Source organism: Rhizobium sp. 62_C5_N11_2, from assembly GCF_051811185.1.
GTDB lineage: Bacteria > Pseudomonadota > Alphaproteobacteria > Rhizobiales > Rhizobiaceae > Rhizobium > Rhizobium leguminosarum.
In genome coordinates, this window is record NZ_JBPWPW010000001.1 from 4391008 (window position 1) to 4416478 (window position 25471).

Below are 25471 nucleotides of genomic sequence, written 5' to 3' on the forward strand. Positions count from 1 at the left end.
TTTAGACGGCGGAATATTCGGCCTGGCGGATCCGCAGCAGGCTGACGAAGCCAGTGTCCGGATCCGTCCACGAACCGTATTCCAGCGTGCCGCGCACTTCGATCGTCTGGCGCGGCTGCACGAAGGTCTGTTTCTCCAAGAGATAGACGACGACGATATTGTCCGGCCAGTCCGCATCCGAGGAGCAGAAGGGGCAGAGGGACATCGGCACCTCGGTGAGCACGAAGAACCGGGCCTCAGCCTTCAATGGCGGCGCCATGAAACCTTTCATGCTGACGTCTTTGCCGGCAAGGCGCTTCACCTTGTCTGAAAATTCGAGGCCGAGCACGCCGAACTTGCCGTAAAGCTCATCGAAGCTGATCAAGGAATCCGCAGCAAAACCCGGGCGAGCAATAGCGGCGAAGGCCAGCGTACCGATGGCGCCGATCAGGCCGCGGCGGCTGAGATGCAGCGAAGGGAGCTTTTCCATGGCGATCTCCAAGAATGAAATCCCGGCCGCTAACGGCCGGGACCATGATCGGTGAAAGAGGCAAGGCCGGCAAGCGGCCTAGCCGGATGGGCCAGAGCATGATGCCGAAAAGTGTGCGCGGTTTTCGGACGACATCATGCGCTATTTCTTTGATTTAGATGCGAATTCAGATTTTAGGCCGAGCCGGCCTAAAATCATCCGCATCTAGAGATCAGTTCGTCTGCTTGGCGCCGAGAGCGAAGGTGTCGGCGAGCACGCGATAGACGTCGCTCTGTTCCATGTAACCATGGAAGCCTTCAGCGCCCGGACCAGCCGACTGCAGGACGACGTCGTCGACGGCGTGGACGCCACTATCGCCGCTCTTCGGAATATTGCCCTGAACGAAGACCGCGCCGGGAACATCCTTATACTGCTCGTTGGCGACATATTCCTTCTTTTCGTTCTGGACAGCCGGAACGAACGGACCATCGAGCTTCGGACGGAAGGTCTCGTAGTGATCGGGGCCGTTATTGGCGCTCAGGAACAGCCGGCGGCTGACGTCGACCTTATCGGGATAGCCGTCGCCGTTTTCGTCCTTGTAGTTCGGGAAGCCGGCCTCGGCATAGGTCCCGACCTTTTCGCGCATTTCCGTGCCGGGCTTCTCATCATCGACGGTGCCGATGATGGATACGCCATGCGTGTGGTCGCCGGTGACGACGATCAGCGTGTCCGGATGGGCCTTCTGGAATTCGCGGGCAACGCCGATGGCCTGGTCGAATTCGATGGTTTCGATGACGGCACGATCCCAATCGAGCGGATGGGACATTTTGTCGATCGAGGAGCCTTCGACCATCAGGAAGAAGCCATCGGGATTCTTGGAAAGGCGGTCGAGCGCAACCTTGGTCATGGCGACGAGGCCCGGCTGGTTCGGGAACTTGTCGACGGTGCCCTTCTTCAGGAACTCGCGATCAAGCGTGACGTCCATATTGCCGGTGTGGAAGAGGCCGAGGAGATTGCCTTCAGCCGATGCATTGGCTGCGAGCTCGTTCTTGTCGGTCGCAAGCTTGTAGCCGGCATCCTGGAACTGCTTGATGTAGTCCTGGTTGTCCTTGCGCTTGGAGCCGGGGACTTCCTTGCCGAGGAAATAGGCCGAGCCACCGCCAAGGAGGACTTCCGGCTTGACGTCGAGCAGCATGCCGACGACGTCGGCCTTGTCGTTGCGGTTGCGGGTGTGGGAAACAACCGCCGCCGGCGTGGCGTCCTCAACCTCGGCCGTTGCAACGATGCCGATCGACTTCTTGGTCAGGCGGCGAACGGCTTCTGCGAAGGTTTCAACACGCGGGTCATCGAGCGAGGCCGGCGTACGGTCCGCGTAAACGCCGATCGCGTTGACGGCCGTCTTGTGACCCGTCATGTAGGCCGACATGGTGTTGGCCGAATCCGTATCGACGGCATTCGTCGCCGACGTGCCGATAAAAGCCATACGCTCGAGATCGTCCATATTCAGGCGGCCATTCGCCTTCCCTTCAGTCATGCCCTTGGACATGATGCGGGCAGCGGTGCGATGCGCAACGGAAAGCCCGTCACCCAGCAGGAAAATGATGTTCTTGGCCTTCGGCTGGGCTGCTGTTTCGTAAACGTTCCAAGTGACGGACTTCGCTTCGTCTCCGGTCGCGACTTCGATCTTGTAGTCGCCCGGAGCGGAAATCTTCAGGCCGCGCAGCAGGATAGCGGAGCCGAGGGCCTTGTCATCCTTGCCTTTTTCCAGTTCGACGAACTGCGCCTCGCCCCCAAGCACGGTCTTGTAGTCCTGGCCATTGACCGTGATCTTTACGTCTTCAGGCTTGACCTGCTTGTTGAGCTCGACCTTGAAATCAAACGGTGAACCGGCAAGAATCGTGGCGCGATCAAGCGGATAGACCGTCGTCGCCTGAGCGGCGCCCGCAAGGATGGTGGTGGCCGCAAAGGCGGCAAGAAGCGTACGCATGGAAAACCCCCGTTTTCGTTGCAGACATTAACAACCGGGCCGGGATACCTCCCGAGGATGACAGCGGCATGACAAAACGTCGCAGCATTGCGGCGGCCGCTTTCGTCTGCGGGCTCTAAGCGCAAAAACCTTGACTCCTGTGGAAAACCTTCTAAGAGCAACATCGGAAAAGGAATCTCCATGGTTCGCGACGAACACGCCATTGCCGAATGCAATGACCGGGCACGGGTTGCCGGGGTGGACATTGCCGTTCCGGTTTCTGCCAAAACCAAGGCCAAAACGACGACGAAAACCGTCTGACGTCTCTGGCCTGCCGCTCTCTCCCCGGCTCGGCTGGGGACAGGAAGACGCGATTAATCGCGCCTTTCCCCTCACCGGACAAGAGGAGAGAAGAGAAAGAGAGCTTGAGAAATGGGTTTCAAAGTAGCAGTTGCGGGAGCGACCGGAAATGTCGGCCGGGAGATGCTCAACATCCTCTCCGAGCGAGGCTTCCCCGCCGATGAGGTCGTGGCACTCGCCTCCTCGCGTTCGCAGGGCACCGAGGTTTCCTACGGTGACCGGACGCTGAAGGTCTCCAATCTGGAGAATTACGATTTCTCCGATACCGACATCTGCCTGATGTCGGCCGGCGGCGAGGTCTCCAAGAAGTTCTCGCCGAAGATCGGCCAGCAGGGCTGCATCGTCATCGACAATTCCTCGGCTTGGCGCTACGACGCCGACGTGCCGCTGATCGTGCCGGAAGTGAACCCGGATGCCATCAGCCAGTTCACCAAGCGCAACATCATCGCCAATCCGAATTGCTCGACCGCCCAGCTGGTGGTGGCGCTGAAGCCGTTGCACGACTTCGCCAAGATCAAGCGTGTCGTCATCTCGACCTACCAGTCGGTCTCCGGCGCCGGCAAGGACGGCATGGACGAGCTGTTCAACCAGACGCGCGCCGTCTTCGTGGCCGATCCGATCGAGAACAAGAAGTTCACCAAGCGTATCGCCTTTAACGTCATCCCGCACATCGACGTCTTCATGGAGGACGGCTACACCAAGGAAGAATGGAAGGTGCTGGCCGAGACGAAGAAGATGCTCGACCCGAAGATCAAGGTCACCTGCACGGCGGTGCGTGTGCCGGTTTTCATCGGTCATTCGGAATCGGTCAACATCGAATTCGAAAACGAGATCACTGCCGACCAGGCCCGCGACATCCTGCGCGATGCACCAGGCTGCCTCGTCATCGACAAGCGCGAGGACGGCGGCTACATCACGCCATATGAATCGGCGGGCGAGGATGCGACTTACATCTCGCGCATCCGCGAGGATGCAACGGTCGAAAACGGCCTCAATATCTGGGTAGTCTCCGACAACCTGCGCAAGGGTGCTGCGTTGAACGCCATTCAGATCGCCGAGCTGCTCGTCAATCGCGGCCTTGTCAAGCCGCGCAAGCAGGCCGCCTGATACCATTTGTAAACCATAATATGCTAAAGCCCTGCTGATGAAGGCAGGGCTTTTTGCCGAGCCGTAGGCGCCCTCTATCCATAAGCGCTTACTAAAAGGTGATCGTGACAAAATCGCCTTCGGCTGGCATTCTGCCCGGCGTCAAGCCAAGCTATGCCGCCCGAGACCGTGTAGCGGTTTTGGGGCAACGACATGAACAGAACGAAGATTTAAAGCGCGTCGCATGGTCCCGATCGGCCGCGGCGCGCTTCAGCAGACCGGAGCGGGGTTCCTCATGCGCATGACAACATTCCTTCTGGCGGCGTTTACGGCAGCCGGCGTTCTCCACGCGCTGCCGGCAGCGGCCCAGAGCGCCCAATGCGGCAATAATAGCAGCGGCTTCACTGCCTGGGTCGCCGATTTCAAGCAGGAAGCGGCGGCAAACGGCGTCAGCCGCTCGGTCCTCGACCGCGCCTTCGCCAACGTCAATTACAACAAGCCGACGATCGCCGCCGACCGCGGCCAGAAGAGCTTCAAGCTCTCCTTCGACGCTTTCATGCAGAAACGCGGCGGCGCCACGGTCATCTCCCGCGGCCGCAGCATGAAGGCCGCCAACCAGGCGCTTTTTGCCTCGATAGAGCGTCGTTTCGGCGTTCCGGCCGGCCCGCTAATTGCGATCTGGGGCATGGAGACCGGTTTTGGCAGCTATATGGGCAACCAGCATACGCTATCGGCTGTTTCGACCCTGGCCTATGACTGCCGCCGTTCTGAATATTTCACCGACCAGCTCTATGCCGCGCTCCAACTCGTCTCCGAGGGGTATCTGAGCCCTCAGGCCAAGGGTGCCGCCCATGGTGAAATCGGCCAGACGCAGTTTCTGCCGCGCAATGTCGTGCGCTTCGGCGCCGACGGCGACGGCGACGGCCGCGTCGACATGGTCGGTTCCCGCGCCGACGCGCTAGCCTCGACAGCGAATTTCCTCAAGGGCCATGGCTGGCGCGCCGGCGCCGGCTATCAGCCTGGAGAGCCCAATTTCGTCGCCATCCAGGGCTGGAACGCCGCCAGCGTCTACCAGCAGGCGATCGCCTATATCGGCCAGGAGATCGACGGCAGGTAGGCCTTCTCGGTAGATAAGCCTTCATCGACACCCATACCCGAAAACGCCGCTGCGACATGCGGCGTTTTTCATTTGCGGAAATCAAAGCCGCCGCCCGACGCCGCCTTGCGTCGCTCCTCCTGGGCCGGGGCCGGCAGGGTCGGTCCCGAGATGACGCAGTTGCGGCCGGAGGCCTTGGCGGCATAAAGCGCCAGATCGGCACGTTTGACCAGATCCTCGAAGTTCCGGTTGGAGGCTTCATTTGGCCGTCCGGCGCACCCGAAACTCGCCGTCACCTTGAGAACATCGCCGCTCGGCAGCGGGATTTCCGCCGCCTCGATTGCCAGCCGCACGCGCTCGGCAACGATTGCGGCATCGTCAGGCGTCGAATCCGGCAGAAGCGCCAGGAACTCCTCGCCGCCATGGCGCACCAAGAGATCGAAGGAACGAAAATTCTCACGTGCAACGCCCGCGACCTGCCGGAGTACGGCATCGCCGGCGTCATGCCCGTTGATATCGTTGATCTTTTTGAAATGATCGAGGTCGAAGAGCACAACGGAAATCCAGCGTGATCCATGCTCGGCCTGTGTGAGAAGCGCAGATGCAGCGACCTCGAAGCCGCGCCTGTTGTAAAGACCGGTCAGAAGATCGGTCTGGGCGGCGCTACGCAACTCGCCCACCAGCGCCTCCCTATCCTGCGTCAGCCGGTCGATCAGCCGCAGCCCCTTTGCCGCCAGCACCATCACCAATGTGGCGAGAATCAGCAGGCCGGCACACAGCGCCAGGATCCGCGTCAGGTGAATGTGCGAGCGCATGGAAAGATTTTCGCCGGTCTCGTGAATATCTTTTGCGGCCTCGATCATCTTCTGCTGCAGGAAGGTCATGCGTTCGCTCTGCGCAGCGGCCCAGACGTCATGCACGGCGCCTGTCGGCCGCGATCCGGCGAGAATGGCATCGGTGATCGCATTCGCCTTCACCTGGTTGCTGCGGCCGAGATAGGCAACGATGTCGCGCACGATCGGCGCGGAGGAATGGAAGACCATATGATCCATGCCCTCGCCGAGCATGACCTTGCCCTGCACGAAGAGCTCTACCGGCAATCTGGCGGAAACACCGTGATCGAGGTAGCGGGTGCCAACGCCGGTAATTAGCCTTTCGCCGTAATAGGTGAGCAGGATGCCCATCAGCTGGTTGGATTTCTCAAGCAGCACCGGATCGCTGATCAGCGGTGAGAGCGCATCGACGACAGCAAGCTGCTTGAGAGCCGCATACCAGTAGATGGAACCGGGATCGCTGCCGGTATAACGCCCCTGGTCGACGGCGCTGCGCGCAGCGATGATGCGGCTGTAGGCAAGGCTGAGAATCGATAATTCGCCGACGAGCCCCTCGTCGAGCGCATCGCGGGAGGGCAGGCTGGCATAAAAAGCGCGGCGCTCCCGATCGAGCGTCACCCGGCTTTGCAACATGTCGGCGGCAGTCCGGCTGTTTGGACGTGCGAGGTAGCGGCGGGTGGCGCCGATTTCACTCAGGATCTCGGTGGCGGCGATGGACCCGCCACGGGCAAGCACATCGGCGAACTGCCGGTCCTTTTCAAGGTTCCTGTATTGTGTGACCGAAGAACGTATGACGACGACGCCTTCGATGAGCATGAAGACGAAGGGCAGCATGATAGCGGCCAGGATAACCTTTTTGATGGTTTCGAACTTCATCGCCAATCGCCACGGTGATCAAAACCTCGGTCGTACCCGACCAATTGACGGCGAGCTTAACAACAATCCTTAAAAAAGTGATAAACTGGCATGTCCCTAGATTTCGGGACGAATGAAGTCGCGTGTCTCGGCGTCCATGACCCACAGTTCACCGGTAGAAATGTCGAACCAGGCGCCGTGGAGATGAAGGTTTCCCGCCTCCTCGAGAGCCTTGATATCGGGGAAGCTTCTGAGATTGTTGATTGAATTGCGGATGGAGACACGCTCCAGCGCCGTCTGCCGCTCGGCGGCCGTCATCACGTCGTTGCTCTGGATCTGCTCGGCGGCAGGTTTGACCAGCGACATCCAGCGGCCGATGAAGTCACCGGGCGACAATGGCTCGGCATTCGGATCGAGCGCAGCGCGGATGCCACCGCAGCGGCCGTGACCCATCACGACGATATCCGAGACCTTCAGCACCTGCACGGCAAATTCGAGTGCGGCCGACGTCGAATGAAAATGGCCATCCGGCTCGTAGGGCGGCACCATGTTGGCGACGTTGCGGATGACGAAGAGCTCGCCCGGGCCGGCATCGAAGATCAGCTCCGGTGCCGCGCGAGAATCCGAACAGGCAATGACAAGCGTATGGGGACTTTGACCGTTTTCGGCAAGCTGCCGATACCTGTCGCGGGCGTCGGAATAGCGCCCGTTCATGAAGTTGCGATAGCCGTCCAGAAGAGGGTTTGGAAAACGCTGCATGCTTCTGGATTAGCGCGCGCGGACGACAAGATCAACTGCTGCACCGCAAAATGAACATATTGGCAGATGCGTCACTTTTTCCGCCGCTGCGCCGGGTGCACGAGCCGGCGCATCTGCACCATGGCCATCGGCGTTGAAAGGCTGGAAGCATCGCTTGCCAGCATCAACTCGTTGCTGCCGCGCTTGACGGCCCGCGCAAGCACCTCGAAGACGCTGGCGGTGGCAAGCTGCAGCGCCTTTTCGTCCTCGAGCCCGGAAAGCAGGCGCGACAGGAAGACGGCGGCGAGCAGGTCGCCGAGACCATTCGGCGGGTTTTCGACGACACGGTGCTCGGCAAGAAGCGCGTGGCGACCGGAAAGATAAAGATTGCCGGTACCGCCCGCCATCATCGGCACGGCTGAAGTGACGAGCATGCGCGATGGTCCGAGCGCGAGCGCCGCCTCCATGATCGTACTGTTGTCTTCGAGGGCCGCCCCCGAAAGCCATGCAAGCTCGTACCGGTTCGGCGTCGCGAGCGAGGCAAGCGGAATGAGATGATCGCGAATAGCCTCTGCAGTTGCTTCCGGCACGTAAAGGCCGCCGAGATCGCCCATGACGGGATCGCAGACATAGAGCAGCTCGGGATTGTTTTGCCGGAGCGCACCGATCAGCCGAGCGACGGAGCGCGCCTGGGCGGCATTGCCGAAATAGCCCGAAAGCACCGCCTTGACTTCGCCGATCCAGGGCGCGCGGATCAGATCGTCGATCGCCGCGTCGAAATCCGTTTCCGCAAAAGTCAGCCGCGTCGAGCGGCCGTGGCCGGGATGCCAGGGCAGCACGATGGTCGGCATGGCCCAGACCGGATGACCGAGCGTCTCCAATGCAAAGACGGCTGCCCGGTTTCCGACCGAGCCACGCACCACATGGCTGGAAATGACGATGACTGCGCCCGCTGCATTTTCCGACATGATACCCAAGATCCGAATGATGACCGCGTTTGATGATCTTTTTGACGCCACGCTGTCAACCATTCTTCATGCGAGCGTGGAAATGTTCGCCGGGACGAAAAACCGGGAGACGGGACTTTCCCTTTCGTTTGGCGACGAAAGCGGAAAATCTCTTACAATTTCTCATTTCCAGCGCCAAAAAAGCATCAAAACAATCCTTCGGTCCGCTCTTTTAGAGATTTTTTCGAAGAATCTTCTGCTAGCTTGCGAAAAATCAGACATTGAGGGAGGCGATCCATGGCTGCCAGAAACAATCCGAAACGGGAAAAGCAGATCGAAAGCGCGCGCAAGATCGCCAAGGCGACGGGTGACGCGCATCTCGATCCGGAAATTCTCTTCGGCCGGGCAAGCAATGACGATCTCGAACTCTACACGCCGGAGATGCTGGCACTCTCCGCCGTGCATTCGGCAAAGGAGCTCGCCGCCTGGAACGGTAAGGTGCCTCGTGTCGGCATCGACACCATTGCCGATGTGACGCCTGACGGCATCGCGGTCTCGGTGCTTTCGGTCACCGACCAGAACATGCCTTTTCTTTTTGAATCGGTCATGGGCGAAGTGACGAGCACCTATCGCGACCTGTTCATGGCCGTGCATCCCATCCTGATCATGGAGAAGGGCAAGGCGCCGGCGCTTTATTCCGCCGATCACCCAAGCGATCCGGCCAACCGCGTCAGCCATATCCAGCTTCATATTGCGCCCCTCAATTCCGCCCAGGCCGCCGATCTCGTCAAACGCATCGAAAAAGTGCTCGAACAGGTCCGCCTGTCGGTTTCCGACTGGAAGCCGATGCTTTCCAAGATTGACGGAGTGATCGCAGAGCTTGCGGCCAATGGCGCCAGCCGGAAGAAGGCCGATCGCGACGAAGCCGTCGCTTTCCTGACCTGGCTGCGCGATGAAAATTTCACGTTCCTCGGCATGCGGGAATATGTCTATTCCGGCAAGGGGAGCAATGCCAAGGTCGAGCGCGACAAGGGTGCTGGCCTCGGCATCCTTTCCAATCCCGATGTATTGGTGCTGCGCACCGGCAAGGACGCCGTAACGACAACGCCTGAGATCCTTGCCTTCCTCGACGGCCCCGACTTCCTGATCGTCACCAAGGCGAATGTGAAATCGATCGTCCATCGCCGGGCCTATATGGACTACGTCGGCGTCAAGCGCTTCGACGCTGAGGGCAACGTCACCGGCGAACTGCGCATCGTCGGCCTCTTCACCTCGACGGCCTATACCTCGCTCGCCTCCGAAATCCCGCTGCTACGTTCCAAGATCGAGAAGGTGAAGGAACATTTCGGCTTCGACCCGATGAGCCATTCCGGCCGCATGCTCGACAACACGCTTGAGTCCTATCCGCGCGACGACCTTTTCCAGATCGACACGACGCTACTTGCAAGTTTTGCTGAACAGATCAATGACTTGGCCGATCGGCCGCGCGTGCGCGTCCTGCCGCGAATCGACCATTTCGACCGCTTCGTCTCGGTGATCATCTACGTGCCGCGCGAGGAATATGACTCGATCGTACGCGAACGGATCGGCACCTATCTGAAGACTGTTTATGACGGCCGTGTCTCTGCCTATTACCCGGCTTTCCCGGAAGGGGGCGTGGCGCGCGTGCATTTCATCATCGGCCGCTCGGGCGGCAAGACGCCGCGCATTCCGCAGGCAAAGCTCGAGCAGGCGATCCGCGAAATCACGGCCCGCTGGGACGACCGTTTCGAGGCGTTGGCCGGGGCCAAGGCGCCGAAGATATCCGTCGACCAAGCCTTCCAGGATTCCTTCACCCCGGAGGAAACCGTGGCCGACCTCGCCGATATCGGCGCCTGCGCCGCCGGCGAGCCGCTTCGCATCCAGTTCTACCATCGCCAGGAGGAACAGGGACGCACCCTTTCCTTGAAGATCTTTCACGCCGGCGGCCAGCTGGCGCTGTCGCGCCGAGTGCCGCTCCTCGAGAATCTCGGCTTCAATGTCGTCAGCGAACGCACCTTCGACATCGGGGTGCCTGCCGCTGATGGAGAAACCAAACTCGTCGTGTTGCACGACATGGAGCTCGAGGCCCGCAACGGCGGCGAAATCGACTTGCAGCGTTACGGCGCCGCCCTCGAGGAAGCCTTCGTCGCCGCCTTCGCCGGCACGATCGACAATGACAGCTTCAACCGGCTGATCCTTTCGGCCGGGCTCTCGGCGCGCGAGACGAATGTTCTGCGCGCCTATGCGCGTTATCTCCGGCAGGCCGGCATCGCCTATTCGCAGGATTATATCGCGACGACTCTCGACAAATATCCCGGTGTCGCCGCTGCTATCTTCCGTCTCTTCCATGACACGCTCGACACCAGGCTTTCGGAGAAGGCTCGCGTGAAGAAGCTTGCCGAATTGCATCAGGCGATCGAGACCGAGCTTGCAAACGTGCCGAGCCTTGACGACGATCGCATCCTGCGCCGCTACGTCAATATCGTCGATGCGACGCTGCGCACCAATTATTTCCAGAAGAACCCGGACGGCTCGCCGAAGCCGATGCTGGCCTTCAAGCTCGATCCGCATCTGGTGGACGGATTGCCGCAGCCGAAACCCTTCCGCGAGATGTTCGTCTATGGCGTCGAGGTCGAAGGCGTTCACCTGCGCTTCGGCAAGGTGGCGCGCGGCGGCCTTCGCTGGTCGGATCGCGCCGAGGATTACCGCACCGAAGTGCTCGGCCTCGTCAAGGCCCAGCAGGTCAAGAACGCGGTGATCGTGCCGGTCGGCGCCAAGGGTGGTTTTTATCCGAAGAAGCTTCCTGTCGGCGGCAGCCGCGACGAGATCTTCAATGCCGGCCGTGAAGCTTACAAGACCTACATCCGCACGCTGCTTTCGATCACCGATAATATATCGGGCGCCGATATCGTGCCGCCGAAGGATACGGTCAGGCTCGATGGTGATGACCCCTATTTCGTCGTCGCCGCCGACAAGGGCACTGCGACCTTCTCCGACACCGCCAATGCCTTGGCGCAGGAAGCCGGCTTCTGGCTGGACGACGCCTTTGCCTCCGGCGGCTCGGCCGGTTACGACCATAAGAAGATGGGCATCACTGCCCGCGGCGCCTGGGAAACCGTGAAACGCCATTTCCGAGAAATGGACACCGATATCCAGACGACGCCCTTCACCGTCGCCGGCGTCGGCGACATGTCGGGCGACGTCTTCGGCAACGGCATGCTGCTCTCTCCCAAAATCCGGCTCATATCAGCCTTCGATCACCGCGACATCATCATCGATCCCGACCCCGATATGGAAAAGACGCTGGCCGAACGCCAGCGGCTCTTCGACCTGCCGCGTTCAAGCTGGCAGGATTTCGACAAGAGCGTGCTGTCGAAGGGTGCGATGATCATTTCCCGCGCCGCGAAATCGGTCACGCTGACGCCGGAAGCGGTTGCCGCGATCGGCATCGACAAGGCCGTAGCCACGCCCTTCGAGATCATGATGGCGATCCTGAAGAGCCCGGTCGACCTGCTCTGGTTCGGCGGCATCGGCACCTATGTGAAAGCGCCGTCCGAAACCGACACCGAAGTCGGCGACCGCGCCAACGACCCGATCCGCATCACCGCGGTGGAAGTGCGTGCCAAGGTGATCGGCGAAGGCGCAAACCTCGGCGTTACCCAGAAGGGCCGCATCGCCTACGGTCTGAAGGGCGGGCGCTGCAACTCCGACGCCATCGACAACTCGGCCGGCGTCAACACCTCGGACGTCGAGGTCAACATCAAGATCGCGTTGGCAGCCGCCATGCATGACGGGCGCCTGACGCGCGCAAAACGCGACCAGCTTCTTTCTTCGATGACCGGCGAAGTGGCGACCCTGGTGCTGCGCAACAACTACCTGCAGTCCCTGGCGATCTCACTGACCGAACGCAAGGGCACGGCAAACGGTCTGCAGCTCGGCCGCTTCATGACTGTGCTCGAGGGCGCCGGCCAGCTGAACCGCAAGGTCGAGACGCTGCCGGACGACCAGACCCTGGCCGAACGCTATACGGCCGGCAAGCCGCTGACGCGGCCGGAAATCGGTGTGCTGGTATCTTATGCCAAGATCGTGCTCTTCGACGCGCTGGCCGCAAGCGATCTGCCGGACGATCCCTATTTCATCGCGACGCTTTTGAATTATTTCCCTGTGAAGATGCAGAAGTCGAATGCCGGAGATATCACCACTCACCGCCTGAAGCGCGAAATCGTCGCGACCGTGCTTGCCAACGAAGCGATCAACCGTGGCGGACCAAGCTTCACCGTCGCCATGATGGACGCGACGGCAGCTTCGGCACCGGAAGTGGTGCGCGCCGCAATCGTTGCCCGCGACGGTTTCGACCTGACCCGGCTCTGGGCCGAAACCGACGCTCTCGACGGCAAGGTTTCCGGCGATATGCAGAACCGGATCTACGAGGAGATCAGCCATAGCTTTACCGTTCTGACGCGGCTGCTCTTGAAGACCGGCATGACCAAGGCGGATATGGCAGAAGTGATTAGCCGGCTGCAGGCCGCTCTGAAGAAACTGAAGCCAGCCTTCGCCGAACAGTCGGCCGGCGATGCCGCCCCGCGCCAAGCGGAATATAGCCAGGCGGGCGTGCCCGAGAAACTCGCGGCCGAGATCGCCAACCTGCAGAGCTTCGCGCTGGTGCCTGAGATCATGCAGATTGCCGAACGCACCGGCGAGCCCCTGGTGCGCGCCGCCGAAAACTACTTCGCGGTGTCGCAGACCTTCCGTATCGGCAGATTGCTGGCGGCTGGCGGGCGGATCCTCACCTCGGACCATTACGAGAATTTGGCGCTTGCCCGCAGCATCGACCAGATCGCCAGCGCAAGGCGCGACATCGTCATCTCGGCCCTTTCCGATCACGGCAAGGAAAAGCTTCCGGTTCAAGCCTGGCACGCGCAGGATCGCATCCGCATCAACCGCATCCTCGAGGAGCTTTCAACCCTCAGCGACGGCGGCGATCCCAATCTTGCGCGTATTACCGTTGCTGCAGGTATCCTGACCGATCTTGCGCGCGACCGGGCGAGGTGAGACAGTCCGCGTCAAAAGAAGGAGCGGATGTTGAATCGCATTGACTGGACAGGAACGCAACCGCCGAAGGCCACGGAGAAGGGCATCTGGGGGTGGATGTTCTTCGATTGGGCAGCACAACCCTTCTTCACCGTGGTCACAACCTTTATCTTCGGACCCTATTTCGTGTCCCGCCTGACCGATGACCCGGTTTCCGCGCAGACGACGTGGAGCAATATGGCGACGATCTCCTCGGTGATCATCGCCCTGCTCTCACCCGTCCTCGGCTCGATCGCCGACCAGTCCGGCGCACGCAAACCCTGGATCGGCTTCTTCGCGATCATCAAGATCGCCAGCCTCTTCTGCCTGTGGTTCGCAGCCCCCGGTTCGCCTGTTGTCTATCCCGTCATTTTCATGATCCTCGCCTCGATCTCGGCTGAGTTCTCGATCGTCTTCAACGATTCGATGATGCCGCGCCTGGTCGGCAAGCACGAGGTCGGCAAGCTCTCCAACACCGCCTGGGGGCTCGGTTACCTCGGCGGCATAATCGTGCTCATTGCCGTCGTGACGCTTTTGGCGGCGAGCCCCGAGACCGGCAAGACCATCCTCGGTCTCGATCCGCTATTCGGTCTTAATCCTGAGACCGGCCAGGATGCACGTATCACCGGGCCGATCTCGGCCGTCTGGTATCTGATCTTCATCCTGCCGATGTTCTTCTTCACGCCGGACGTCGGCAGGGGTCTTCCCTTCGGCATCGCCGTCCGCTCCGGCTTGCGAGAACTCAGAAACACGCTTGGCGAACTCAGAGAACGCCGCGGCATCCTGACATTCCTCATCGCCCGCATGATCTATCAAGACGGCGTCAACGGCCTGCTGATCCTTGGTGGTATCTTCGCGGCCGGCATGTTCGGCTGGGCGACGATCGAGATCGGTATCTACGGTATCATCCTAAATGTAGTCGCGATCTTCGGCTGCCTGATCGCCGGCCGCGTCGATAAGAGCGTCGGTTCGAAGGTGACTGTCGTCATCAGCCTCACCATGCTGCTTCTCGCCACCATCGGCATCATCTCGACAGGACCGGGTTACACCCTGTTCGGACTGATGCCGCTGCCGACCGCCGATTCCGGCGGCCTTTTCGGTACTGCGGCGGAAAAGGCCTATATCCTTTACGGTCTGCTGATCGGGCTCGCCTTCGGGCCGGTGCAAGCCTCGTCGCGCTCCTATCTCGCCCGCAGCGTCAGTCCGGAGGAAGCCGGCCGCTACTTCGGCATCTATGCACTTTCGGGCCGCGCCACGAGTTTCATGGCGACGCTGCTCTTCTCGCTGATGACCTATATGAGCGGATCACCGCGGCTCGGGATGGCAACGCTGATCCTGTTTCTTGCCGGCGGACTGGTGCTCTTGTTCCGCACACCCTATCCGGCCGATCGGGCATAGCAATCAGCTCTGCCCTGGCCGGCGGCTACAGCGCCGCGCGTCTTTTAAGACGCGCAAAGGACGCTGTAGCACTTTGAGTTGCTGCATAATTTCATCCTTAAATCGATTTCGATTTAAAGGAATTATGCAGTCGCAATCACTCAGTGCCGGAAATGGCGCATGCCGGTAAAGACCATTGCGACGCCGTGTTCGTTGGCGGCATCGATGACTTCCTGGTCGCGCATCGAGCCGCCCGGCTGGATAACCGCTGTCGCCCCTGCGGCGATCATCGACAGAAGACCGTCGGCAAAAGGCAGGAAGGCCTCGGAGGCGACCGCCGAGCCGTGTGTCATCGGCACTGCAAGGCCAAGCGCCTTGGCTGCCTCTTCGGCCTTCAGCGCGGCGATGCGGGCGGAATCGACGCGGCTCATCTGGCCGGCGCCGATACCGGCGGTCTGGCCGTCCTTGGCATAGACCACGGCATTCGATTTCACATGTTTGCCGACCTTGAAGGCAAACTTCATGTCATCAAGTTCCCGTGCCGTCGGCGCGCGTTTGGTGACGACCTTGAGTTCCAGATCCTCGACCATGCCGTTGTCGCGGCTCTGGACGAGCAGGCCGCCGGAAACGGTCTTCGCCGTCAGGCCCGCCGCACGCGGATCGGGCAGGCCACCAGCGGACAATAGCCGCAGGTTCGGCTTACGGGCGACGATCGCCTTTGCCTCTTCCGTGACATCGGGCGCGATGATCACTTCGGTGAAGAGCTTGACGATCTCCTCAGCCGTTTCGGCATCCAGCGTCCGGTTGAGCGCGATAATGCCGCCGAAGGCGGAAACGGAATCGCAGGCGAGCGCCCGCTGATAGGCCTCGACCAGGCTGGATCCGGTGGCGACGCCGCAGGGATTGGCGTGCTTGATGATCGCGCAGGCCGGCGCCTTCTCAGGCAGGAACTCGGCGACGAGTTCGTAGGCGGCATCCGTATCGTTGATGTTGTTGTAGGAGAGCTGCTTGCCCTGGAGAAGAGCGGCCGTCGAAACACCCGGACGCTTCTCGCCGGTCACATAGAAGGCAGCCTTCTGATGCGGGTTTTCGCCGTAGCGCATCTCTTCCTTCAGCGCGCCGCCGATCACCCGGTGACGCGGCGTGTCGATCGACAGCGCCTCAGCGAACCAGTTGGAGATCATTGCATCATAGGCGGCGGTGCGGGCATAGGCCTTGGCGGCCATACGCTGGCGGAAGGCATAGGCGGTCTTGCCGTCATCTGCGGAAAGCTGCTCCAGCAGCTCGGCATAATCGGCCGGATCGGTCAAGGTCGTCACATAGGCATGGTTCTTGGCCGATGCGCGGATCATCGCCGGACCGCCGATGTCGATATTCTCGACCGTCGTCGGATAGTCGCCGCCGGCCGCGCGCACCTCCTCGAAGGGATAGAGGTTGATGACGGCGAGGTCGATGCCCTCGATGCCGTGTGTTTTCATCGCATCCTGGTGTTCGCCGTCGTCACGGATCGCCAGCAGGCCGCCATGCACCATTGGGTGCAACGTCTTGACGCGTCCGTCCATGATCTCGGGAAAACCGGTGATTTCGGAGACATCGGTGACGGCAAGACCGGCCGCAGCGATCGCTTTATAGGTGCCGCCGGTCGAAAGCAGGCGCACACCTCTGGCAGACAAGGCGTGGGCGAGTTCGACGATCCCGGTCTTGTCGAAGACGGAGATGAGCGCGGTCTTGATTTCGACCTTGTCGGGGGCGGGGATCTTCTTGGAAATGACGGCCATGAAACCTTCTCCGTTCGGGCTTCGGGAGGACATCCGCAAGGGATGTTCGCATGCTGGCGCCGCGTTAGCACAGGTTTGCCGCCGCGCAAACAGGCGTCAGAGCAGATGACGAAAAGCACGAGCCATTTTTGGATGGCATCATACCTTGCTTCCTTGCTGTGGATGCGATCCCAATCTTTGGCCACTCGGCCTAAAATCCTCCGCCTCTAGCTTTTACGAGATAGGAACCAGCGGATTTCCGTCTTTTCGGCAAGATCGAAGTCGATTTCGATCTGGTCCGAACCGCAGATGCCGGAGCTGTCGGCAAAGAAGATGTCCTCAGCGATCAGCACCTCATTGCCGGGCGCCGAAAACAGCCAGCTTTCGCCGTCCGGCGCTGTCAGCAGCACGGACTCCCCGTCACTCTGATGCAGGACGATCGAGGGATGGATATGAAAACGGGCGACAGCCTTCAGAGGTTCGTCATGCTCATATCCTTCGCGGACAACGAGCCGGTCGCGGCCTGTCACGATCGAGCCTGCGGCATTGAGTGTCAGCTCACGCTCGTGCAGCACCCCGAACACCCTGAGATAGCCGTCATGGCTGAGCTTGATGCCGTCGCGTCCGTCCTCGGTTTCGGCGCGCTCGACAGTGATGGTTCTCACCGGTTCGGTGATGGCGTGACTAAGGAAGGGTGAGGGCGAAAAACGGCTGGACGACGTGTCGTTGAGGATGACGGTGGAATGCGCCGCCGTCGTGCGCGCCATCTGGACATAACGATGCCCGGCAAATTTCGGCGAACCGGAATTGACGATGAAGCGATGACGGCCGGACGACATCTCGAAGGAGAGGCTGCCGGCATGCACGGTCCGAAGTGCGCCTCCCGAAGGCGGCGTGCCGGTATCGGCAATAATCACCGTCTTTCCCCCGGAAAGCCGCTGATAGCGCGACTGCGGCAAAGCCTTGAACGGCTGGCCGGCGGTCTCGTCATATCGCAGCACCGACATCAGCTCGTTTGCGAGCGTCGAGGTTGCCCCGTTGAACAGCGCAAGGTCTCCGTCCTGATGGCGAAAGAACCGCAATGCCGGATACATCCGGTCTATGCCGGAGATCAGCTTCTGCGGCAGGTCATGGCCGAGATTGACATAGGTCTGCCTGAGCGGCAGCAGATCGAGCAGCAATTCCAGCCCGACGCGCGGATTGCGCGAGACATGGCCGCCATCTGATAGAATCTGGCTATCGAATTCGCGGTCGAGTGCCTGCGCCGCCCTTCTCAGCGTGGAGGCGCGCGCCGGCATGGCGACGGAGGCCATGGCGAGCGCGATACGCAGCCGAAACAGCTCCAACCCGCCGAGGGTGAACGGCGCCATGCGGTGCAGGAACCTCACCTGGAACGCCAGCGACTTCATGAAGCGGCGATAGAAGCCGCGGTCGGCGTTCTGCAGCACCACCGGCGAATGCGACAGCCAGGCGATAACGCGTTGGGCGGTGACGTCGATCTCCCAGGCAATCCCCTCCATGCGACCGGCATGGATGGAAAGCCAGCTGTCGACGATCGCGCGGGCCGCAGCCGAACTACGCTCCGTCTTGTTCGCCCGCATATGCCGCAGCCAGCCGAAGCTGTGAAGACGCGTCGCGAAGGGGCGCGAGGGCAGGGTGAAGGTGAAGGGCGACTTTCCGTTCGTTTCCAGCATGCGCCCGGCCAGGAGAAACCGTCCGTTGAGGATTTCGTCGGCCACATGTGGATCGATGCTGCGGAGATCGGTCGGCGCGACGATCAGACGCTCGGGCACCTTGATCGAATGACGAAAGAGCTTCAGGCGCAGCAACGCGACGCGGCGCAAGGCGCGCCGCCAAGCCTCCCGAACATACATGCTCGCAAAACGCCGACCGGACTGCATATTCTATTGTCTATTGACCCTCGTGGTTAAGAATAGGTGAAAAGCGGCCGATTTCATCGTCCACAATGAATTAATTCGTGACAAGGTTCGAATATACGCAAATTAACGCGTTTCGCCTGAAATCGTGGGGACGGTTTTGGAAAAGGGCATGCGTGACCCGAGGCTATGAAGCACCTCGTATAATGCAGGCTCGCCGCGCGCGCTCAAGCCTTGCAATCAGGCCACGCGCCGCAGCACAACCGCATAGAAGCCGTCGAGGCCGGAGCCGATGCCATCAGGCATTTTCAGCATGGTGGGAAGCGTACGGAATTCGCCGAGCGGCGTAATCGCCGCCTCAAGGCCGGGCCAGTCGCCGGCGCCGATCGGAACGCGCTCGACCGCATCCGTATCGGAAAGAACACGGGCGACGACTTCCTCACCCTCGACAGGATCGAGCGAACAATTCGAAAAAACCAGTGTGCCGCCCGGCTGCAGCAATGTCAGCGCATGACGCAGCAACCGCTCCTGCAGCGCCGCCAGCCGGGCGATATCCTCAGGCCCCTTGGTCCACAACACGTCAGGGTGCCGGCGTGTCGTGCCGGTGGAAGAGCAGGGAGCGTCGAGCAGGATCGCATCGAAGCGTTCCGCCGGCTCGAATGTCGTCAGGTCTGCCGCAATCGTCTCCGCCTTGAGGCCGAGCCGGTCGAGATTCGAGCGCAGCCGTCTCAGCCGGCTTTCCGACTGGTCGAGTGCGGTGACTGCGCCGCCGGCCAGGATGAGCTGCGCCGTCTTGCCGCCGGGCGCAGCACAGAGATCGGCGGTGCGTTTGCCGGAGAGATCGCCGAACAGCTTGGCCGGGATGCTTGCTGCCGCATCCTGCACCCACCACGCGCCCTCATCGAAGCCTTCGAGCGAAGGAATGCCGCCGTCGAAGGCGGCGAGCCGCACGCCGCCCGTGGGCAGGACGACGCCGGTAAGCCGCTTCGCCCAGCCTTCCGGGTCGGACTTGACGGTCAGATCGATTGCGGCCGGTTCGAGCTGGGATTCCGAAATCGCCAGCGCCGCGTCCCGGCCATAGGCCTTTTCCAACCTGGCGATGAACCAGGCCGGCATCGGCGCGACCTTGCCGATCGCATCAAGCACCTGCTCCTTCTCGCGGCCGAGCCGGCGGAGGATGGCATTGACGAGCTTGGCGAAACGGCGATTGCGTGGATCCAGATTGGCCTGCTCGACGGCAAGATCGACAGCCGAATGATCCGGCACATCGAGATAGAGGATCTGCGCCGCCCCGATGGCGAGCACGTGATGCAGCGCCCTTGCCCCCTCCGGCAGCGGCGAATCCAGCAACGCGGCAATCGCGGCATCGATGCGCGGCAGATGGCGCAGCGTCGTGTTCAGGATGGCGCGGACGAGCGCCCGGTCGCTTTCGCCGAGCGCCCTATAGGCTGGATTGCCGTGTTCATGATCGAGAGCGCCGTCGAGCGGCAGCTTGCGGTCGACGACGGCTGCAAGAATTTTTGCCGCCGCTGCCCGGGCCTGCAAGCCTGGCTTATCAGGCGCAGATCGCTCAGTGGAGGGCTTATGCTTGCGGAATGGCTTCTTCGTGCCGTCTGAATTCAAGACCACGGACCTTTTGGCGGTTGCGAACCACCGCGACCGAGGCCCGTATCCGGAACAGAGCGCGATTTGCGCGACGGATTAGCAGTACGAGCCGGCGACGTCGAGACATTCATGCCGCCTTGCGCCATGTCGTGCAGCGCAGCGATGCGGTTTTCCGTATTCGGATGGGTGGAAAACAGATTGTCCATGCGCTCGCCGGACAGTGGATTGATGATGAACATATGCGCCGTCGCCGGGTTGCGCTCGGCATCTTCGTTCGGCACGTGAGCAGCGCCGCGCGCGATCTTGCCGAGCGCCGAAGCGAGCCAGAGCGGATTGCCGCAGATCTCGGCGCCGCGGCGGTCTGCCGAATATTCGCGCGTGCGGCTGATCGCCATCTGCACCAGCATGGCAGCGAGCGGCGCCACGATCATCGCGACGATGACGCCGACGAAGCCGAGGGGATTGTTGTTGTTCTCACGGTTGCCGCCGAAGAAGAAGGCGAAGTTGCCGAGCATAGAGATCGCGCCGGCAAGCGTTGCCGTGATCGTCATCGTCAGCGTGTCGCGGTTCTGAATGTGCGCTAGTTCGTGCGCCATCACGCCTGCGACTTCCTCGGGAGACAAGGCGCTGAGCAGGCCGGTCGAGGCGGCGACGGCTGAGTTATCGGGATTGCGGCCGGTGGCGAAGGCATTCGGCTGCGGGCTGTCGTAGAGATAGACCTTCGGCATCGGCAGGCCGGCATTGCGGGCGAGATCGCGCACGATCCGGAAGAATTCCGGCGCATTGCGCTCGTCGACCTCCTGCGCGCGATAGGCCGAAAGCACCATCCGGTCGGAATTCCAGTAGGAGAAGAAATTCATGCCGGCGGCAATGACGAATGCGATCATCATGCCGGCCCGACCGCCGATCAGGAAGCCGACAAACATGAAAAGCGCCGTCATGAAGGCAAGCAACATGGCAGTGCGAACGAGGTTCATTGCGGATCTCCATCTCCGATTTCGGCGTCACAAGCTTTTAATCCCGGCACCGGCGCATTATGATTTGGTTATTCACCAGCCATTTTCAATATTTCCGGCAGGAGACGGCCATGCAGGACGCCGATAACGACAATAGCGAAACGCCGATGGCCGAGGGAACGGAGCCACCGCGTAAGATGCTGTCCCCGGCTGCCAGACGCGCCCTTGCCGAAGCCGAGGAGCGGCGAAAGAGCCAGAAGCCGCTGGAACTACCGCCGGAGATCGGCGGCCGCGGCGGAGCCGAGCCGGCGCGCTTCGGCGATTACGAAATCAATGGCCGAGCGATTGATTTCTAAGTCAATATTCCAATTGGCGTCTTACGATCGGAATAGCCGAGAATCCGGCTAACTAACGAGCGAGCCGCTCCGGGCGGGCCGGAGCGGCTCGATATGTCAGACGGTGGCCTTGTTTTGCCGGTTGGCGATCAGATCGTCGACGACGGCCGGATCGGCAAGTGTGGAGGTGTCGCCGAGAGCACCGAAATCGTCTTCGGCGATCTTGCGCAGGATGCGGCGCATGATCTTGCCGGAGCGGGTCTTCGGCAGGCCGGGCGCAAACTGGATCTTGTCAGGCGCGGCGATCGGGCCGATTTCAGCACGAACATGTTTCACCAGTTCCTGGCGAAGCGTATCCGATCCCTCGTGACCGGACATCAGCGTCACGTAGCAATAAATGCCCTGGCCCTTGATCGGATGCGGATAACCGACGACTGCGGCTTCCGAAACCAGGTTGTGAGAGACAAGCGCGGATTCCACCTCTGCCGTACCGAGCCGGTGGCCAGAGACGTTCAGCACGTCGTCGACGCGGCCGGTGATCCAATAATACCCGTCCGCATCGCGCCGGCAGCCGTCGCCGGTGAAATACTTGCCCTTGTAGGTGGAGAAATAGGTCTGAATGAAGCGCTCGTGATCGCCATAGACCGTGCGCATCTGACCTGGCCAGCTGTCGGTGATGCAGAGATTGCCGTCGGCCGGGCCTTCCAGCACCTTGCCCTCATTGTCGACCAGCTGCGGCTTGATGCCGAAGAACGGGGTCGTCGCCGAACCGGGTTTCAGATCGGTGGCGCCAGGCAGCGGCGTGATCATATGGCCGCCGGTTTCCGTCTGCCACCACGTATCGATGACAGGGCAGCGCTTGTCGCCGACGACATTGTAATACCACTCCCAGGCCTCGGGATTGATCGGTTCGCCGACCGTGCCGAGCAGGCGCAGCGAAGAACGCGTGGAGCGCGTGACGAATTCGTCACCGGCACCCATCAGCGAGCGGATTGCCGTCGGCGCAGTGTAGAAGATGTTGACCTTATGCTTGTCGATGACTTCCCAGAAACGGCCCTGATCCGGGAAATTCGGCACGCCCTCGAACATCAGCGTCGTCGCGCAGTTCGCGAGCGGCCCGTAAACGATATAGGAGTGGCCGGTGACCCAGCCGACATCTGCCGTACACCAGTAGACGTCACCGTCGTGATAGTCGAAGACATATTCATGCGTCATCGCCGCATAGACGAGGTAACCGCCCGTCGTATGCAGCACGCCCTTCGGCTTGCCGGTCGAGCCTGACGTATAAAGAATGAAGAGCGGATCTTCCGCCTTCATCTTCACCGGCGGGCATTCCGCCTTCACCGTGGCGATCTCCTGATGATGCCAGAGATCGCGGCCCGGCGCCCAGCCGGTCTTGCCGCCGGTGCGGCGAACGACCAGCACCTTGCTGACCCTGACATGCTGTCGAGCGGCGATATCGATCGCCGTATCGGTATTGTCCTTCAGCGGCACCGGCTTGCCGCCGCGCACGCCTTCGTCGCAGGTGATGACGAAGGTGGATTCGCAGTCGACGATGCGCCCCGCCAGCGCCTCCGGCGAGAAGCCGCCGAAGACGACCGAATGCACCGCCCCGATGCGGGCGCAGGCAAGCATCGCATAGGCCGCTTCCGGGATCATCGGCATGTAGATGGTGACGCGATCGCCCTTCTTGACGCCGTGCTTCTTCAACACGTTCGCCATCCGGCAGACATGCTCGTAGAGCTCGTTATAGGTGACCTTCTTGTCGATATAGGGGTTGTCGCCCTCCCAGATGATCGCCACTTGGTCGCCATTCGTTTTCAGATGACGGTCGATGCAGTTGTAGGAGACGTTCGTCTGACCGTCCTCGAACCACTTGATCGAAACCTTGCCGGTAAAGGAAGTGTTCTTGACCTTGGTATAGGGCTTGAACCAGTCGATCCGCTTGCCGTGCTTGCCCCAGAACTTGTCCGGGTTCTCGACGCTTTCCTCGTACCATTTCAGGTACTTTTCCTTATCGATCAGGGCGCGCGCCTTCACCGGCTTCGTGACCGGATAGATCTTCTCGGACATGCAACTCCTCCTCATGGGACATGCGACGGGCCGCGTGAGCTAGGAAGGGCCCGGACTTGAAATCACGGCAATTCATAGCAGTTCGCATCGCCACGGCAATTAGACAAAGGTCATTTCATTTCGGAAGAATTGCAATTATGCGACAGTGCGGTTATATAGCGGCATATTTCCCGGACATTGTGGTGACAATCCACGGACCGCGACCGGCGCGGACGATAGAAGGACTATATCCATGGCTCAAACACTGCTCATGCCGAAGGCGACCGCCATCTGGCTCGTCGACAATACGGCACTGTCTTTCGATCAGATCGCGCAGTTCTGCAAACTGCATCCGCTCGAAGTCAAGGCGATCGCCGACGGCGAAGCGGCGCAGGGCATCAAGGGCCTCGACCCGATCTCGACAGGACAGCTTTCCCGCGACGAGATTGCCCGCGCCGAGGCCAATCCGAACCACAAGCTGAAGCTTTCCGAACCGAAGGTGCGCGTGCCGGAATCCAAGCGCCGTGGTCCGCGTTATACGCCGGTTTCCAAGCGCCAGGACCGCCCGAACGCCATTCTCTGGCTCGTTCGCAACCATCCGGAGCTGAAGGACGCGCAGATTTCCCGCCTGGTCGGCACGACCAAGTCGACCATCGAGCAAATCCGCGAGCGCACCCACTGGAACTCCGCCAACCTGGCGCCGATGGATCCAGTAACGCTCGGCCTCTGCAGCCAGATCGATCTCGACATGGAAGTGGAAAAGGCCTCCAAGGGCCGTCCGCTGCCGACCGCCGCCGAGCTTGGCGCGACGCTGCAATCGGCACAGGAGACCGAGCGCCTGACCCCGAGCTACGAGCGCGAGGAGGAAAAGGAAAAGGAAATCGACGCCGATGCCGTCTTCCGCAAGCTGAGTTCGCTGCGCTCGGCCCCGAAGGACGAGGACGACGATCAGTACTGAGATATCAGCGATTTCATGAAAAACCCCGCCGGTATGAGCTGACCGGCGGGGTTTTTTATTGCGAATTGCCTGTTTCGAATTAGCTGCGGAACAGGGTGAGAATGTTCTGCGCCGAACTGTTGGCGATCGAGAGCGACTGGACGGCGAGCTGCTGCTGCGTTTGCAACGCCGAGAGCTTGCTTGATTCCTCTTCCATATCGGCATCGACCAGGCGGCCGACGCCGGAGTCGATCGAATCGTGAAGGCCGCTGACGAAAGTTTCCTGCAGCTGAATACGGGTCGAGATCGAGCCCAATGCCGAGCCCGCGGCGGTCATAGCGCCGAGAACCAGTTCGACACCGGTCAGGGCTGCGTCAAGCTGACCCTGGGTGAAACCGGTGATGTCGAGATCATATATTGACGCCATGACGATGACGGTGCCGCCATAGGTTCCGTTGAAGGCCGTGCCGATGATGCCGCTTGATGTCTCGATTGCACCGGTGCTCGTCATGCCGAAAAGCACGTTTCCAAGCGAGCCTGAATCGAGCACGTAGTCCGTCATCTTGACGGAGACAGCATTGCTGCCGTCGCGGACGAAGGACGAAACGACGCTCTTCGTGCCGGAGGCGCCGGCAACCCAGTTTTCGCCGGAGAAGGACGCCGATTGTGCGATGCTGAGCAGCTGCTCCTGCAGCTGGTCGAGTTCTTGCTGGATCTTCGTCTTGTCGACGCCCTTTTCCGTGGCGGCGACGATCTTGGCCTTGATGTCGCTGACGACATCGAGCGCGCTGTCCATGGCCGAATAGGCCGTGTCGACCTTGGCCGCGCCGAGACCGAGCGCGTCGGAGACGGCCGAAAGCGCCTTGTTGTCAGAACGCATGGTCGTAGCAATCGACCAGTAAGCGGCATTGTCAGCCGCCTTTTCGACACGATAACCCGATGAAACGCGACCCTGGGTGTCCTTGAGGCTATCGTTTACGCCGCGCAAAGTCTGCAGCGCTGCCATGGCAGCGTTGTTGGTAAGGATGCTTGTCATGATCCGTTCCACAATCGTTGAGAAAGGGGCAATCCGGACTAGGCCGGTAACGGCGACCGCGTCATGCAAAGCCTGCTATGCAAGCCATTGCCGTTAACAAATGCTTGCATCAACATGGT

General features: G+C 60.9%; 18 protein-coding genes. 7 read left to right on the forward strand and 11 right to left on the reverse strand.

The features are described 5' to 3' along the window. Nucleotide 1 precedes the first annotated feature (1 nt). Both AB8B31_RS21530 and AB8B31_RS21535 read right to left on the reverse strand, forming a co-directional pair. Nucleotides 2-469 carry a hypothetical protein gene (locus AB8B31_RS21530; RefSeq protein WP_131605737.1) on the reverse strand — a complete coding sequence of 156 codons (468 nt, stop codon included), beginning with the start codon at nt 467-469 and terminating at the stop codon, nt 2-4. 211 nt (nt 470-680) lie between these two features. After that, entirely contained in the window at nt 681-2435 is a 1755-nt protein-coding gene (locus AB8B31_RS21535) for an alkaline phosphatase (protein ID WP_131605738.1), read from the reverse strand. An 87-nt stretch (nt 2436-2522) separates the two neighbouring features. Between AB8B31_RS21535 and AB8B31_RS21540 the strand changes: the two genes are divergently transcribed. The 3 genes from AB8B31_RS21540 to AB8B31_RS21550 all read left to right on the forward strand — a co-directional run bounded on the left by AB8B31_RS21540 (nt 2523) and on the right by AB8B31_RS21550 (nt 4977). After that, a complete protein-coding gene (locus tag AB8B31_RS21540) occupies nt 2523-2735 on the forward strand; it encodes a hypothetical protein (protein ID WP_047622475.1) in 213 nt (70 codons plus the stop codon). Between the two features lie 111 nt (nt 2736-2846). Then, on the forward strand, nt 2847-3881 hold the full coding sequence (locus tag AB8B31_RS21545) for an aspartate-semialdehyde dehydrogenase (protein WP_012759513.1): 1035 nt from the start codon (nt 2847-2849) through the stop codon (nt 3879-3881). Between the two features lie 274 nt (nt 3882-4155). Next, nucleotides 4156-4977, forward strand: a complete 822-nt coding sequence (locus AB8B31_RS21550) for a lytic murein transglycosylase (RefSeq protein WP_026188561.1) — start codon at nt 4156-4158, stop codon at nt 4975-4977. 68 nt (nt 4978-5045) lie between these two features. Here AB8B31_RS21550 and AB8B31_RS21555 read toward each other — a convergent pair whose 3' ends face one another. The 3 genes from AB8B31_RS21555 to pdxY form a co-directional block, all read right to left on the reverse strand. Then, on the reverse strand, nt 5046-6665 hold the full coding sequence (locus AB8B31_RS21555) for a GGDEF domain-containing protein (RefSeq protein WP_131605739.1): 1620 nt from the start codon (nt 6663-6665) through the stop codon (nt 5046-5048). Between the two features lie 96 nt (nt 6666-6761). Then, nucleotides 6762-7403, reverse strand: coding sequence for a carbonic anhydrase (locus AB8B31_RS21560; RefSeq protein WP_018244137.1), 642 nt, complete (start codon nt 7401-7403; stop codon nt 6762-6764). A 71-nt stretch (nt 7404-7474) separates the two neighbouring features. Next, the gene (pdxY, locus tag AB8B31_RS21565) at nt 7475-8350 is read right to left on the reverse strand and encodes a pyridoxal kinase PdxY (protein ID WP_026188562.1); all 876 of its coding nucleotides are present in this window, start codon (nt 8348-8350) and stop codon (nt 7475-7477) included. A 276-nt stretch (nt 8351-8626) separates the two neighbouring features. On the opposite strand from pdxY, the gene AB8B31_RS21570 reads away from it, so the two are divergent. Together AB8B31_RS21570 and AB8B31_RS21575 are read left to right on the forward strand one after the other, a co-directional pair. After that, nucleotides 8627-13402, forward strand: a complete 4776-nt coding sequence (locus AB8B31_RS21570; protein WP_131605740.1) for an NAD-glutamate dehydrogenase — start codon at nt 8627-8629, stop codon at nt 13400-13402. Between the two features lie 27 nt (nt 13403-13429). Further along, complete coding sequence (locus tag AB8B31_RS21575) at nt 13430-14818, forward strand: MFS transporter (protein WP_018448388.1); 1389 nt, start codon at nt 13430-13432, stop codon at nt 14816-14818. Nucleotides 14819-14958: 140 nt separating this feature from the next. Here the strand turns inward: AB8B31_RS21575 and purH are convergent, their stop codons facing one another. The 4 genes from purH to htpX form a co-directional block, all read right to left on the reverse strand. Further along, entirely contained in the window at nt 14959-16575 is a 1617-nt protein-coding gene (gene purH, locus AB8B31_RS21580) for a bifunctional phosphoribosylaminoimidazolecarboxamide formyltransferase/IMP cyclohydrolase (RefSeq protein ID WP_018244141.1), read from the reverse strand. A gap of 206 nt (nt 16576-16781) precedes the next feature. Further along, the gene (locus tag AB8B31_RS21585) at nt 16782-18455 is read right to left on the reverse strand and encodes a heparinase II/III family protein (RefSeq protein ID WP_018244142.1); all 1674 of its coding nucleotides are present in this window, start codon (nt 18453-18455) and stop codon (nt 16782-16784) included. Between the two features lie 216 nt (nt 18456-18671). After that, a complete protein-coding gene (locus AB8B31_RS21590) occupies nt 18672-20060 on the reverse strand; it encodes an RsmB/NOP family class I SAM-dependent RNA methyltransferase (RefSeq protein WP_131605741.1) in 1389 nt (462 codons plus the stop codon). Next, on the reverse strand, nt 20051-21013 hold the full coding sequence (htpX, locus tag AB8B31_RS21595; protein WP_018448392.1) for a zinc metalloprotease HtpX: 963 nt from the start codon (nt 21011-21013) through the stop codon (nt 20051-20053). Before htpX ends, AB8B31_RS21590 begins: the two co-directional genes overlap by 10 nt. A 110-nt stretch (nt 21014-21123) precedes the next feature. Between htpX and AB8B31_RS21600 the strand changes: the two genes are divergently transcribed. Further along, a complete protein-coding gene (locus AB8B31_RS21600) occupies nt 21124-21348 on the forward strand; it encodes a DUF1674 domain-containing protein (RefSeq protein WP_018448393.1) in 225 nt (74 codons plus the stop codon). Nucleotides 21349-21444: 96 nt separating this feature from the next. Here AB8B31_RS21600 and acs read toward each other — a convergent pair whose 3' ends face one another. Continuing rightward, nucleotides 21445-23400: an acetate--CoA ligase gene (gene acs, locus AB8B31_RS21605; RefSeq protein ID WP_047622470.1), complete on the reverse strand. Its 1956-nt coding sequence runs from the start codon at nt 23398-23400 to the stop codon at nt 21445-21447. A gap of 232 nt (nt 23401-23632) precedes the next feature. Here acs and AB8B31_RS21610 point away from each other — a divergent pair, with 232 nt between their 5' ends. Continuing rightward, nucleotides 23633-24337 (forward strand): DUF1013 domain-containing protein, encoded by a 705-nt coding sequence (locus tag AB8B31_RS21610; protein WP_007632151.1) that lies wholly within the window; start codon nt 23633-23635, stop codon nt 24335-24337. Between the two features lie 79 nt (nt 24338-24416). Here AB8B31_RS21610 and AB8B31_RS21615 read toward each other — a convergent pair whose 3' ends face one another. Beyond that, nucleotides 24417-25352: a flagellin N-terminal helical domain-containing protein gene (locus AB8B31_RS21615; RefSeq protein ID WP_018244147.1), complete on the reverse strand. Its 936-nt coding sequence runs from the start codon at nt 25350-25352 to the stop codon at nt 24417-24419. Nucleotides 25353-25471 lie beyond the last annotated feature (119 nt).